This is a genomic window from Campylobacter sp. P0109 (assembly GCF_002138755.1).
GTDB classification, from domain to species: domain Bacteria; phylum Campylobacterota; class Campylobacteria; order Campylobacterales; family Campylobacteraceae; genus Campylobacter; species Campylobacter devanensis.
On sequence record NZ_MJKK01000003.1, the window covers coordinates 26,871 to 41,019 of the forward strand.

Sequence of the window (14,149 nt, forward strand, 5' to 3'; positions counted from 1 at the left end):
ACCTTAGCAGATCTCTCTACTAGCAAAGAAAAATGCAATCTCAATTTTAGCATTTTCTAAACTATCGCTACCATGGACTGCGTTTGCGTCAATGCTCTCAGCGAAATCAGCTCTAATAGTACCAGGTGCCGCCTCTTTAGGATTTGTAGCGCCCATTAATTCTCTATTTTTTAAAACAGCATTTTCACCCTCAAGCACCATTACTACCACTGGGCCACTAGTCATAAATTCGACTAAATCATTGTAAAATGGCCTACTAGCATGTACCTCATAAAATTTTTTAGCATCTTCTACGCTTAATTGTACTTTTTTAGCTGCTGCGATTCTAAGCCCATTGCTTTCGAATCTATCGATAATTTTACCGATTACGCCCTTTTTCGTCGCATCTGGTTTAATTATTGATAGAGTTTGTTCCATATCGATCTCCTATTAATCAGGTTTTAAAAATCGTGATTATATCAAAACTAAGCTTAAAAAAATAGTAATCTTTTTTAATTATAGTTAGATTAAGCTACTACAGGGTTTGTACCATCTCTTAAATTGGCACCAATGTCGTCTCTGCTTGGCTGACCTTCTACTATATCACTCCAAACAATACATCCATCAGTTGGACAGGCGTTAGCACAGGCTGGTTCATCATTATGACCTACGCATTCAACACATTTATCAGCATAAACATAATAAGTATCTTCACCAGTTGGATTATCTACGTCATCCACAATTGCGCCAACTGGACACTCATCAATACAAGAACCGCAACTAATGCATATATCAGTAATTCTTACTGCCATTTTATACTCCTTAAATTAAATTTAACCCGTAGGTTATCAAATTTAAACTTATATATAACTTAATATAAAATGATAATGATTTTTATTTAAGCTCACTAAGTATATCTAAAACTGATTTTTGAAGCGCTTTATCTTTAACATCAATCTTAAAATATATTTTAGCAATTTTTAAATCACTATTTATAATATTTACACTATCACCAAATGATGTTATACGCATTCTTTTAGTATCTACACCGTTGTTTGCCAGCATTGCAAACACACTATAAGCACGCTCGATTCCTAGCCTATAATCAGCAGCATAATCGCCAAAATCATCAGCATAACCTCTAATATCCACAGCTACAGAAGCTGGAATTTTATTTATAATCATAGATAGAATATTGATAAAGTTTATCACATCTGGATTATAAATTTTTGAGCTTTGATGATCAAATTTAATGTTTGCTGGTAAATCAATCGCCACTTGATTTTCTGCTTGATCTAGTGTAACTTTATATCTTTCATTATTTACATTTACATTTGTTGGCGCATCATTTTGTACTTGCATTGTAATACTAGGACTATCAAATTCCTTATCACTTCTTGATGGTTTTTTAGTATCTTTTAATGAGTGAGTATCAGGAAAATCAAAAATCTTTATAAATTCAGTCTTTAATGCCTCTATTTTGGCTTTATTAATTGCTGAAATCGCATAAAGTGCAATAAAAAGCGCCAAAAGCAAAGAGAGAAAATCCGCATATGGAACAGCCCATTTCTCACCTGCTGGACACTCTTGTGCTTTTTTCTTCTTTGCCATATTCTACCTTAGTTAAATTGTGAATTTCTTGGTTCATTTTTATCTAGGAAGTTAAATAATTTTGCTTCCAAGCTTCTTGGATTTGCTCCTTCAGCAATACCGATTAATGCTTCTAGGATCATCTCTTTTTCTTTTATGATGTCTTTTGCATTGTTTAGCATTTTATTACCCCACGGAGCAAAAATAGCATACGAACCCATAATACCAGTAACAGTCGCTGTAAATGCCGAAGCAATACCAGCAGCCATCGCAGCAGGATTATCAAGTAGTTGTAATGCAAGCATAAGCCCCATAACCGCCCCAACTAGTCCAAATGTCGGACAGCTCTCACCAGTTCTAATCCAATAATGCGCACACTCGTGATAATATTCTTCAGTTGTCTGAATAGATAACTCTAGATGCTCTTTGACTTCATTTATAGGTTGACCATCAACTAACATATTAAGCCCGGTTTGCAAAAATTCATCTTCAACCGCCATAGCCTTTTGTTCTAAAGACAAAATTCCATTTTTTCTAGCTAGCGTACTATACTCTACTAGCTCTGCAATCCTAGCACTCATATCTACACCAGAGCCTTTAAATACAATCTTTAGCTCTTGAAAAGTAGCCTTGATATATTTTTTGTTTGTAGCAGTCATAGATGAGAACATCGCTGTAGGTATAACAATGAGTACAGAACTAAGATGCAAAACATGCAAAGGATTACCACCTTCTAAAATATCTCCAACCGAGATACTTGCGATGGAAAAAACCATCCCTAAAATAGTAGAAATATCCATAAAGACCCCATTTTAAAAATTATTTAATTATTACATAATTTAACAAAAATTTAACTGAATTTTACCAAATTACTTTAGATTAGCCCAATTTTTTGCTATATTATAGTTCACGACCAATGGAACATTTAAATTTACAACACTGCTCATAACATTAGCCACTTGTGCTCCAAACTCCTGTGCCATATCATCACTAACTTCAAAAATCAACTCATCATGAATTTGAAGCAACATCTTTGCATCGCCTAACATTGGGCGAATTTTAAGCATTGCAAGCTTAATAATATCTGCGGCACTGCCTTGAAATTTGCTATTTACTGCTTCTCTTTCATACATTGCAACCTGCATAGCTGAGGCATTAGAAAAATCAAAATACCTACGCCTATTAAGTAAAGTCTCTACAAATCCATCTCTTTTGGCGCTATCTTTTATACTTTGAAGATAATCTTGAACGCCACTAAATGCATTAAAATATCTAGTAATATACTCTTTAGCTGCCTTTTTGTCGATATCTAAATTAGCACTAAGTTTATTAACTCCCATACCATATATTAATCCAAAATTTATAGATTTTGCAATTGCTCTATTTTGCTCATTTGACTCACCAAAGATATTTATAGCCGATTGAGCATGAATATCTTTACCACTTTTAAATGCCTCTACAAGTGCTACATCCTTACTAAAATGCGCTAGCAATCTAAGCTCAATTTGGGAGTAATCAAGACTTAAAAGACTATAACCATCTTTTGCTTCAAATACTGCTCTAAACGGCTTAGCATAACTTCCACGAGCTGGGATATTTTGCAAATTTGGATTTTTGCTAGCTAACCTACCAGTTGCTGTACCAGTATGAATAAAACTGGTATAAACCCTGCTATCAACATCCTTTTGGGCTAAATTTAAAATCGGCTCACAATATGTACTTTGTAGCTTATAAAGTTCTCTATACTCTAAGATTTTAGCGACACATGGATGAAGCTCTACTAACTCACTAAGCACACTCTCATCAGTGCTATAACCAGTTTTTGTCTTTTTTTTGCTAGGAAGCTTTAGTTCATCAAACAACACTTCACCTAACTGTTTAGTAGAGTTTATATTAAATTTTATTCCACATAGCTCATAAATTTGAACCTTTAAGCTCTCTAACTGGATATTATTTTTATCAATCAACTCCCTAAGCTTAGATTGATTTACTTTAATTCCATTATCTTCCATATCAAGTAAAGTTAATATAAAATCAAATTCAATCTCTTTGGCAATTTTTAGCATATTAGGCTCAAGTTTCTTACAAAAACTGTTATAAAATCTAAGCGTTATCCACGCATCTTCAGCTGCATATTTTGCTGCGCTCTCTAGTTCTACACTAGCAAAGGTTTCACCCTTTTTTACAACGCTTTCAAATTTAATCGTATCATAATCATAAAGTTTTTTAGCTAGTGCATCCATTCCTACGCTTGTACTTGGATTATCTAGCCATGCCATTATCATCGTATCAGCATAATTTTTCGGTGGTTTTATACCAAAATTATTTAGTATAATTTTAAAATCATATTTTAAATTCTGCCCAATTACAAAAGCTGAAAAAATCTGCTCAATTGCCCAAGCTGCCACTTTATAGCTAACCATATTAGGTACACCAAGATAGCTATGATTTATAGGAACATAGTAACTCTTTTGTTCATTAAAACAAAAGCTAAATCCTACAATTTTAGCTTCTCTAGCCTCTATGCTAGTTGTTTCAGTATCAAAAGCAATTAGCGTATCACTACTAATACCCCCTAAAATCCTTTCTAGCTCATACTCATCAGTAATCAAAACCGGCTCAAAACTTAGCTCCTTTACTGGCTCATCACTTCTAAGATTAGCTAAAAGGCGATTTAATGAGTACTCTTTTAGAATATCTTGTATATTTATAAGTGGATTGTGTTGAGGAAATTTGGCATTTTGTAAATCAGGTGTTTTAAGCCCATCATATAAACTTGCGAGTCTCTTAGATATAAAAGCACTCTCTTTGCCCTCAAAAAGCAAATTTTTAGTTCGCTCATTTCTGACTTGATTTAAATTCTCATACAAATTCTCAATAGTTCCAAACTCATCTAAGAGCTTTTTAGCTCCTTTATCTCCAATACCCTTAACACCTGGGATATTATCGGCACTATCACCAGTTAATGCTAAAAAATCTCTAACCTGCTCAGGATATATGCCATATTTTTCATAACAACCATCCCTATCATATAACTCCTTTTTAGCCGGACTATAAATGCTTACTCTATCATTGATTAACTGATATAGATCCTTATCATGAGTAACTACTTTAATTAATAAATCATTTTGTGGATTATTTTTGATAAAACTTGCAATAATATCATCAGCCTCATATCCTTCAACTCTTAGGCTACATAAGCCCATTCTCTCAATCATATCAATACATATTGGAAGCTGTTCTTTTAGCTCCTTTGGGGCTTCTGAGCGGTTAGCTTTATAATTTGGATCTATATCATTTCTAAAAGTTTTACCTCCGCTATCAAGGGCAAAAACAATATAATCACTATGAAATTCTTGCTTTAAATTTGCTATAAAATTAGCAAATCCATGAATCATACCACTTGGTTTGCCATCTTTATTTTTCAAACCACTCATAGCATAATATAGACGAAAAAAGAATCCAAAAGTATCAATTATTGTTAGAGTTTTCACGCTTTCTCCTAAATTTATCACAAATCTTACAAAGGCCGAATTTTTTAGCCATATTTCTAAGTCCTATAAAGATAAAAGCCCCTATATAAATTCCGCCAAAATCCTCTATAAATCCAATTAAAATTCCCCAAAAACCTATCCCTTCAGGCCTTGTAAATGCTAAATATAAACTAAACATAAAAGCACAAGCTAAAAATATATACTTTTTACGCTCTTGTAAATCATAAAAAAATCCAAGAATAAATCCAGGTAACGCACATATAATTGCACGCGCTAAACATATCATTAAAATTACTATAACTTCCATAATCTATATCAAAATCTTACTAGCAACGCCGATAATGGCACTATTTGAACGAAGTATATATGGAGAATTTAGAGCAAATTTAATCCCTATTTTATCTCTTTCATTTTGACTAAATCCACCTTCTGGCCCGATAAAAAGCATCTCTTTGCCCTCATATCCAGATAAACTCGCCCCACCAAAATCAATAAGCGCTACATCGCTTTTATAAGCTAAAAGCTCATCAATACTATTAAAAACCACAATCTCCATGATAGAATTTCTACCACACTGCTGAGAACTACTAATTAAAATCCGCTCTAATCGCTCTAAATTTATCTTAATATTTCGCTGGGAAAACTCACAATATACTAAATTTAAACGCCCTACACCAAGCTCGTTTAGACTTGGCAAGCTCTTTTCTATTACGCTAGGATCAACTACTGCCCACGCTAGCTCAAATTTATGCTCTACAAAAGGGATTAATGATTTAAACACTAATTCCAAGCTAGCTCGCCTTCTATCCATACTAATAATCTCATAAATATAGCTATATCCATCTTTTAAATTTCTTATATCTACTCTTTTACCTTGAGTCAATCTAAGAGCTTTTAAATGGCTAAAGCTATCGCCATCAATATCTATATTCTCGCTTCCAGCACCAGCATGATATATAAATTTCATAATACAATTCCAATAAATGTCCCAAATCCAACAATAACTATTTCACAAAATATTTTTATAGCCATAAATTTCTTAAATTTACCAAATTCCTTATTAACCCTTACTGCTTTTAACCGCTTAAACCCAATCGCACCAAGCGGAATTAATCCTATCCAGCATACAATCATTATCCAAATCGATAAACTCATACTAAAGTGTAAAATAGCCAAATTTAGCATTCCAGTAAAAAATATAAATGCCATAAACACATAATAAGTCGGTAAGAAAAGCATAAGTCTTTTAATATAACCAAATTTAGCTGTATCACCGATAAACACAAGCCCTAGATGAACTACAAGCAAAGCTAAAAGTATCTTTATAAACCCAAGGTGCAAGCTAGCACTAAGCACATATGTCTCAATCATTCTGCTACCGGCATTGGTGGAAAGTCGCTATCAATTGTTGCATTACCATCGCTTTTAGCAATTGGCACATCTGGTGGCGGAATTTCTATAGCGTCATTTTTATTAGTTTGTGATGCTTTATCCTCACAACCACAAAAGCTAACAATTAATAAAATTATCAAGGATAATTTTCTCATTAACACTCCTTTGGATTTATAAATTTATTGCCATTTTTAAGCTGTTCGTAAAAATCAAAATCATTCCACTCATTTTTAATCTCATCACTAAAGATTATCTCATCTAAATTTATAAGCCCCATTTTTGTGCTATATGCATCCTCTCTAAAACACTGCGCATAACCAGTAGCTGTTTCATGCACAATAATACTATAAAGCTCTACACCTTTTTCACCATTTTGCATAACACACTGACTAAGTAGCTTATCAATTAATACAAAAAATATACGGCTAAAATGTTCAGCACTTGGGTTATATGGAAGCTCTATCCAGCGTTTAGAATGCTTTTTCATATCATTTTTATACTCATCGCTATCTTTTGCATATAATGTGGTCGTGTGATCAAAACTATCAATAATCATTCTAATGTGCTGTTTCATAAGCCCAAAATCATACACCATTCCAGCAGCATCAAGATAATCAGACTTTAATAACACCTCACATCTATAGCTATGACCATGAATACTCTCCTTGCAGCGCTTAGAACTACAAAATCTTACGATATGTGCATTTTCAAAATCATAAATTTTTCTAATTATCATACATTAAACTCCATTTAAATCATTCCAAATTCGAATATGCAATCTATCGCTATAATTAAATCCATTTTCTATACATAAATTTACTACATTTTTAGCGTTGTATTCTAGCTCATTTTGGTCTCTTGCTAAAGGCATACACCAAACCTCGCCATTTTGTAAAGCTAAAATTTCTTTAATTTCATCAATCTGCTCACCAGTAGTTACAAATTTATAAAAACAACTAGCATTGCTAAATAGTGATTTTAGCGCTTTTTTATTAATTCTTTTATGGGCTGGTTCACCACTTAGGGCTAATTTTACACTTACAGCAAAAGTGCATTTTTTATATATTGGAAATTTAGCAAAATCAACATCAATTGTTCCATTTGTCTCAAACTGTACGCTAAATCCCACACTAATAGCATATTCAAGAAACTTAAGCAAATCACGGTCGCTATAATAGATAAGCGGCTCGCCACCAGTGATAATGATTAAAGGTTTATGTTTTAACCCAAGAAGTAAGCTAATTAAACGCTGAGAGTCAAATTTTTCATACTCAAAATGTGATGATTGTGCGGCTCTAATAGTATCACACCCTAATAACATCTCTCCAGTTTTTGGTGAGCGAAGAGAACAACCAAACCCAACACATTTAAGATTACATCCACCAAGACGGATAAAAAATGCATTTTTACCTTGAAATTTTCCCTCGCCCTGAATCGAACTAAAATACTCAACAATCTCAACCATATTATCCACCAGTTTGATAAAATGCCCTACTTGAGATCTCGCCTTTACCGTCATTTTCCCATTTGTTCTTCTCAGGTTTTGCATCTAAGACAGCTTTTAAAATCTCTCTAGCTTTTGTATAATCTCTAGCTCTCATAGCTTCTTTTATGCTTTGACCATCTTCATAGTATAAACACGGAATTAAAAGCCCATCAGCACTTAGGCGTAAGCGGTTGCAACTAGCACAAAAATCATGCTTATGTGGATCAATTATTCCAAATTTATACCCATCGCTGGTTTCAAATAGGCTTGAAGGGCTATTTGGGCTTTTTGTAATCTCTTTTATGCTATACTTTTTAGATAATATTTCTAAAATATCATCCTTTTTAAGTCCCTTTAAATCACTAGCAGCGTGGGTATTTTCCATAAATTCGATATAACGAATTTGAGCATTTTTGCTTTTTGCAAACTCTAAAAGTTCTATTAACTCTCCATCATTTACTCCACGCAAAGCAACAGTATTTAGCTTTATTGCAAATCCTTCATTTACTGCCTCATCAATTCCAGCTAAAACATAGCTTAAAACTTCCTTTCTAGCTAGAAAATTGGCCTTTTTAGCATCTAAAGTATCAAGCGATATATTTAATCTTTTTAATCCAGCCTCCCTTAACTCTTTAGCTTTTTGCTTTAAATAATATCCATTTGTCGTCATCGCTAAATCAAGACCTGGCTTATAATCATTTATCATTTTAACAAATTTTTGAATATCTTTTCTTACTAGCGGCTCACCACCTGTGAGTCTAACCTTTTTTACTCCATTATCAAGGCAAATTTTAACAAATTCAAACATCTCTTCGTAGCTTAAGATATTATCCCTACCAATGTTATTAAATTGATTATCTTCTGGCATACAATATCTGCATTTAAAATTACATAGCTCAGTTACAGAAATTCTTAAATAATCAATCACTCGACCAAATTTATCAACTAGCATTACATCTCTTTTTTAAATTTCAAAATCATCGTAACTTGTCCTACGCCTAGTTGAAGATCTTTAGCAATCATCTCAGGACTTTTTCCAGCCCTATACATCTCAACTACCTTGCTCTCATTGCTTACTTCAAAACTTGGCGGTGTAATTTTGCTTATACTTTTAGTTCGTTCTTCAAGGTTGTATAATCTATCTAATTGATCATCTTTTATCTCATTTACAGATTGTTCTATTATGCGAACATTTTCTATTATTGGAGCGATTTTATGACTTAATCCTTCGCTAATTTTAATATCAATTTGATGCTCTATCTGACTCATATCAACTGGATTTTGTAGCACTGGTGGCGGAGTTTGTGCTAATTCTGTTAGTTGTTTTTTGAGCTGATAATTCTCTTTTATTAGACCCTCTATTGCTAATTCAAATTTAGCAAATTTTAGATTTACTTGCTTATCTCTTAGCCAAAATATCGCTCCAAACACACCCAATAATAGCGCAAATGCTACATAAAGTAATAACTCATTGCTCACTATTTTTAACCTTCCTTATCTCTAATCTCTCGCTCTCAGCTACAAAAGCGTTCCACTCACGCTCATTACCTCTTGAAATTTTTAAAATCTTAGCACACTTTGGCGTAATTGCTTTAAAATATACCATAACTTCACGCTTGATAAATAATGGCAAATTTACTCTAGCAAAATAACTAGTCCCAATTTCTAAACAATCTTTATCAAATTCAAATCCCTCATATCCGATTTTACTAGTATCAAGGCAAAATTTAAGTGGCTTTAGTGGAGTGTGCTGATTTTTAATGATATTTGATAACTCTTCTACTTTTTTATATAGTTCAACTAAAAGCTTTATAGTTAGCGGATCGCTATTCTCACCTTCACCCCTAGCCATCTCGATGCTTAGCCACTCATCGATATTGCTCCTACTTTGATTAAACTCACTCTCGTGCGCCCCATCCATATCAGGTTCAAACTCAATCTCAACCCTACTACTAATCAATCTAAAATCTACCATAAACTCACCAATACAAAGATAAAAAATATAATCCCTAAATAGCCATTTAAAGTAAAAAATGCTCTATCAATCTTACTAAAATCTCGTCTAACAATTCTATGTTCAAGATATAAAATAATTCCACTAACTGCTACACCTATAAATCCTATTATTCCAAGCTTTGCACTAATAGCAAAAAGTAGCCAAAAAAGTATTGTAAGAAAATGAAAAAGAGCACAAATAAACATCGAAGCCTGCGCCCCATAAATACTAGGAATACTAAATAATCCCATTTTTTTATCATAATCCATATCTTGCAAAGAGTATAAAATATCAAATCCGGCCACCCAAAAGACAACCCCACAAGATAACAAAATTACCCACAAAGGTATATCAGCAAGCACTGCAATAGCCCCAGCAATTGGTGAGAGCCCAAGACATATCCCAAGAACTACATGTGCAAGGCTAGAAAATCTTTTAAAGTACGAATATGCTCCTAGAATTGCTAAAATCGGAAAGCTTAACCAAAATGCAAGTGAATTTATAAAATATGCTACAACTACAAAAATTAATGCGTTTAGCCAAATAAAGATTAATAAATTTTTACTGCCAATTCTACCATCTACACTTGGACGAGAAGCGCAACGTGGATTATCTTTGTCAATATCTCTATCTAGATAACGATTTGCTCCCATAGCAAAATTTCTGGCACTAACTGCACAAAATAACCCCAAGATCAACAATTCAAAACCAAACCAAACCGAACCATTTGCACTTTTTGAAGCCACAATCATCGCTACAAATATAAATGGCAAGGCAAAAACAGAATGTTTAAATACAATTAATTCATTAATATCTTTTAAAATTTGTATAAATTTGGCCATATTTTTCCTTTAAGTTACTATTTTAGCAAAATTTATCTAAATTTTGATTGATAAATAGCTATTTTAAGCAATTTAAGGTGATGATTTAGATAAAATATACAAAAATAAAGAGTGTAAAATGTTTTATGAATTTGCAATTATTGGCACTACTGCAAGTGGAAAAAGCGACTTAGCTATTAAGGTTGCAAGAGAGCTTAATGGAGTGGTTTTAAGTCTTGATTCATTATGCCTATATAAAGAAATTAATATCGCTAGTGCTAAGCCAAGTAGCGATGAGTTAGCTCTTGTTAAGCATTTTGGAATTGATATAGCTAGTCCTAATGATGAGTTTTGCGTAGGGGATTTTATCGCTGAATATAAGCAAGCTTTAGCATATGCAAAAAATCTAGATATTCCATTAATAATTACTGGTGGAAGTGGGTTTTATCTAAAAGCTATGCTAAGTGGTCTAGCGCCTAAAACAAAGCCAATCAAAATAGATATAAGTGATGATGAAATTTGGAATTTAGCAGTAAAAATTGATAGCGAATTTTGCTCTAAATTTAGCAAAAATGATAAATTTCGCCTACACAAATGGTATCAAATTTACACCCAAACCAGTGCCATTCCATCGCAATGGCTACGAGATAACACAAGCCAACCGGTGATTAAAAACTTACCAATTTTTGAATTAGTTTGGGATAAAATAGAACTAATAGAACGCATAAAAATCCGCACCAAAAATATGCTACAAAATGGCCTAATAGATGAGGCTGAGTATCTATTTAAACACTATAATAACTCTTTAAAACCGCTTAATTCCATTGGTCTAAAAGAGTGTAAAGAGTATTTAAATGGCAAGATTAATCTAAATGAACTAGAAAATCTAATAATTATTCATACCACTCAGCTAGCTAAGCGTCAAAGAACATTTAATAAAGGCTTTGATAGTATAAAACTTGATGGAAAAAATCTAGATTTAAGTGTGGTTTTAACTCAAATCAAATCGCTAAATTCCATCAACTAATAACTTTTGCTCAGTGCAAAGCCCACGCCACTGGCTATCACCTGCAATCTCTAAGCATTCATTTATATATTTAGCTGCTTCTTTTAAATTATTTTGCGAGATTTCAATTTGAGCTATTTCGTGCAAGGCTCTAGCACGGTTATGCGGTTTTAAATTTAGCGCAAAAATCTCCTCAAGCTCATTTTTTGCCTCTTGAAGTTTTGACCTTGCAACTAAACTATCTATATATATAAAATTTGCTTCTGGGCTAAATGTATTAATATTTAGCTTTTTTTGTAAATTTAACACTTTTATAGCATAATCTACTGCGATTTGATTTCCTTGTTGATTAGCATAATGCATAGCAGTATCATAAGCCTCAATCAACATCAAATCAATACCTCTTTTCCCATCTAAGGTTTTAAGCGCAGATATAGCCTCATCAAATCTATTAAGCTTTAAAAGTGAATAAAATCTATATATAATCGCCTCACTTGGATCACTATATGGCACTTTGCTAGCTAGCTCAACAGCCTTAAAACTAGTATCGATAGCATTAGTATAACGAGTAATTTTATAATTTATTTTAGTAAAATTATTTAACCAAACAACACGATTATTTAAATTTGGCTCATTAAGATGTTGTTCGGCCAAATTATATGCTTGAGTATAGCGCCTCATTCTATCATAGCAGTTAAATAATTTTAGTTTATCAGAAATTTTATCTTCTAATCCATATTCATCTATTAAAGCTATAAGATCTATACAATCTGAGTTTTGATTGCGGTTATTGGCTAAATTTAATGCTGCAGCATTCATTACATCAGCAACCTTACTCTCATTTAAATCAGCTATAAGACCACGCAATTTTAAAATATCGCCATATTTTTTCTCTTTAAAGCTTAAATCAACTTCAGCCTTAAGAGCCATTTTAGCTAACTCTTGTCCAGGATAACGCTCTAGCAAATCAGCATAGTGAGCGTGTTTTTCTTCGCTGCTTGTATTTGGCAAATCAAAAAATAACGCATCTATAGCCTTATCTATTTCACTAGTAAATTCATTATCAGGATACTCTTTTTTATATCTTTTTAAATATTCATGAGCGCTCACAGGGTCGCTTCCACGAACTAGTGTAGTACCTAAGCGACGAAGGCTAATTTCATAATGTCCATCATGTAAGGTTGAATCTTCAAATATTACTCTATAAAGCTTGGAGGCTGTATCAAATAGACCATTAGCACGTAATTCATCAGCAACCTCTATACTATAATCTTTATTATCTAAAATATATTTTGAATTTGCCGTAACAACTCTATCGATATAATGCGCTGCTTCAGTAAATCTTTGCTGCGAAAGATAAATTTTAACTAGCTTTAGCGAGGCTTCACTAGCAATATCTGGATCATTTGAGCTATATAAAACATCTTCATAAAATCTCATTCCATCGCCTAGTTTGCCTTGGGCTACTAAATAGTCAGCATAACCCATAATTGCTCGCTTGGTCCATTGATCTTCACTATATTCAGTCATTAACATATCTAGTATATACTCTGCATCTTCACGCAAATCGCTATTTAAATGTGCCATCATATTGATGTATAAAACCTCAGGATAATTTCTATCAGAACCATTAAATCTCATCCATAATTTGGCTGAATCTATAATAGTTTGATTAATTTTTTGAGTAGATTGGTACTCTGCTTCTTGGATTACTAGCTTATCCATAGCACGAATTTGATATAGCAAAAACTCTCCTAAGAATATACTATCTGGGTGCATATTCATCGCTTTTTGACTCTCAAAAATAACCTCTCTATAACCTTTACGCTCATAGCTCTTTTTAATCGAGAGATATATGCCCATATCGCCATTTTCGTTATATGTAATTGGTTCTTTATTTAAATCTAAAGCACCTACGCTTGGATGTATTAAATTTGGATATTTTATAGGAAAATTTATCCCATTAATATAGCTAGTATCTAATTCATTAAGGTGTTTATTTATATTAATAGTAAAATGTTTTGAATGGCTATCTTTATCAGCTTTAGCATTATGCGAATCAAATAGTTTATTACTTGCATTAAAGATTCTAGAGGACATTTTGGGCTGAATAACCACTGTAAATCCATCGCTTACAGGATGGAAACTAATTCTAGCAAATGGTAGATCTTGATTTTTTAAATTCTTTTCAAATTTAGCAAAAACCTTACAACTATATACTTTATTCTCTTCATTATTGCGTTCTTCGCAAATTATCTCCTTATCATCTTGAAGATGAATTATATAGTATGAATCACTATGATACTTACCAGCATTTATACTTAATGTAAAAGCATGCAAACTAACACAAAAAAACAGGAAAAAAATTACACATCTCATATGCTT

17 protein-coding genes are annotated in these 14,149 nt (G+C 32.8%); 1 reads left to right on the plus strand and 16 read right to left on the minus strand.

Annotation, left to right across the window (positions count from 1 at the left end; all coding sequences use genetic code 11):
• Nucleotides 1-3 precede the first annotated feature (3 nt).
• The 15 genes from ndk to mqnP form a co-directional block, all read right to left on the minus strand.
• Complete coding sequence (gene ndk / locus CIGNP109_RS03920) at nt 4-417, minus strand: nucleoside-diphosphate kinase (RefSeq protein WP_086228287.1); 414 nt, start codon at nt 415-417, stop codon at nt 4-6.
• An 89-nt stretch (nt 418-506) separates the two neighbouring features.
• Nucleotides 507-791: a 4Fe-4S dicluster domain-containing protein gene (locus CIGNP109_RS03925; RefSeq protein ID WP_086228288.1), complete on the minus strand. Its 285-nt coding sequence runs from the start codon at nt 789-791 to the stop codon at nt 507-509.
• Nucleotides 792-873: 82 nt separating this feature from the next.
• On the minus strand, nt 874-1,590 hold the full coding sequence (gene motB, locus CIGNP109_RS03930; protein WP_086228289.1) for a flagellar motor protein MotB: 717 nt from the start codon (nt 1,588-1,590) through the stop codon (nt 874-876).
• Between the two features lie 8 nt (nt 1,591-1,598).
• Nucleotides 1,599-2,369 carry a flagellar motor stator protein MotA gene (gene motA, locus CIGNP109_RS03935; RefSeq protein WP_086225353.1) on the minus strand — a complete coding sequence of 257 codons (771 nt, stop codon included), beginning with the start codon at nt 2,367-2,369 and terminating at the stop codon, nt 1,599-1,601.
• Nucleotides 2,370-2,438: 69 nt separating this feature from the next.
• The gene (gene polA, locus CIGNP109_RS03940; protein WP_086228290.1) at nt 2,439-5,063 is read right to left on the minus strand and encodes a DNA polymerase I; all 2,625 of its coding nucleotides are present in this window, start codon (nt 5,061-5,063) and stop codon (nt 2,439-2,441) included.
• Nucleotides 5,041-5,349 carry a hypothetical protein gene (locus tag CIGNP109_RS03945; RefSeq protein WP_086228291.1) on the minus strand — a complete coding sequence of 103 codons (309 nt, stop codon included), beginning with the start codon at nt 5,347-5,349 and terminating at the stop codon, nt 5,041-5,043. The genes polA and CIGNP109_RS03945 overlap by 23 nt, the downstream gene beginning before the upstream one ends.
• A gap of 24 nt (nt 5,350-5,373) precedes the next feature.
• On the minus strand, nt 5,374-6,030 hold the full coding sequence (locus tag CIGNP109_RS03950) for a 16S rRNA (uracil(1498)-N(3))-methyltransferase (RefSeq protein WP_086228292.1): 657 nt from the start codon (nt 6,028-6,030) through the stop codon (nt 5,374-5,376).
• Nucleotides 6,027-6,434, minus strand: coding sequence for a hypothetical protein (locus CIGNP109_RS03955; protein WP_086228293.1), 408 nt, complete (start codon nt 6,432-6,434; stop codon nt 6,027-6,029). Before CIGNP109_RS03955 ends, CIGNP109_RS03950 begins: the two co-directional genes overlap by 4 nt.
• Nucleotides 6,431-6,610, minus strand: coding sequence for a hypothetical protein (locus CIGNP109_RS03960; RefSeq protein WP_086225348.1), 180 nt, complete (start codon nt 6,608-6,610; stop codon nt 6,431-6,433). The genes CIGNP109_RS03955 and CIGNP109_RS03960 overlap by 4 nt, the downstream gene beginning before the upstream one ends.
• On the minus strand, nt 6,610-7,191 hold the full coding sequence (locus CIGNP109_RS03965) for a 6-pyruvoyl trahydropterin synthase family protein (protein ID WP_086227239.1): 582 nt from the start codon (nt 7,189-7,191) through the stop codon (nt 6,610-6,612). Before CIGNP109_RS03965 ends, CIGNP109_RS03960 begins: the two co-directional genes overlap by 1 nt.
• Before the next feature lie 3 nt (nt 7,192-7,194).
• Nucleotides 7,195-7,920: a 7-carboxy-7-deazaguanine synthase QueE gene (locus CIGNP109_RS03970; protein ID WP_086225434.1), complete on the minus strand. Its 726-nt coding sequence runs from the start codon at nt 7,918-7,920 to the stop codon at nt 7,195-7,197.
• A gap of 1 nt (nt 7,921) precedes the next feature.
• The gene (moaA, locus tag CIGNP109_RS03975) at nt 7,922-8,893 is read right to left on the minus strand and encodes a GTP 3',8-cyclase MoaA (protein WP_086228294.1); all 972 of its coding nucleotides are present in this window, start codon (nt 8,891-8,893) and stop codon (nt 7,922-7,924) included.
• Nucleotides 8,893-9,420, minus strand: a complete 528-nt coding sequence (locus CIGNP109_RS03980) for a DUF6115 domain-containing protein (RefSeq protein WP_086228295.1) — start codon at nt 9,418-9,420, stop codon at nt 8,893-8,895. Before CIGNP109_RS03980 ends, moaA begins: the two co-directional genes overlap by 1 nt.
• Nucleotides 9,410-9,916, minus strand: coding sequence for a hypothetical protein (locus CIGNP109_RS03985; protein WP_086228296.1), 507 nt, complete (start codon nt 9,914-9,916; stop codon nt 9,410-9,412). Before CIGNP109_RS03985 ends, CIGNP109_RS03980 begins: the two co-directional genes overlap by 11 nt.
• Nucleotides 9,910-10,779, minus strand: a complete 870-nt coding sequence (gene mqnP / locus CIGNP109_RS03990) for a menaquinone biosynthesis prenyltransferase MqnP (protein ID WP_086228297.1) — start codon at nt 10,777-10,779, stop codon at nt 9,910-9,912. The genes CIGNP109_RS03985 and mqnP overlap by 7 nt, the downstream gene beginning before the upstream one ends.
• Nucleotides 10,780-10,897: 118 nt before the next feature.
• Between mqnP and miaA the strand changes: the two genes are divergently transcribed.
• Nucleotides 10,898-11,785: a tRNA (adenosine(37)-N6)-dimethylallyltransferase MiaA gene (miaA, locus tag CIGNP109_RS03995; protein WP_086228298.1), complete on the plus strand. Its 888-nt coding sequence runs from the start codon at nt 10,898-10,900 to the stop codon at nt 11,783-11,785.
• Here miaA and CIGNP109_RS04000 read toward each other — a convergent pair.
• Nucleotides 11,768-14,104, minus strand: coding sequence for a tetratricopeptide repeat protein (locus CIGNP109_RS04000; RefSeq protein ID WP_086228299.1), 2,337 nt, complete (start codon nt 14,102-14,104; stop codon nt 11,768-11,770). The genes miaA and CIGNP109_RS04000 overlap by 18 nt on opposite strands.
• Nucleotides 14,105-14,149: the final 45 nt, after the last annotated feature.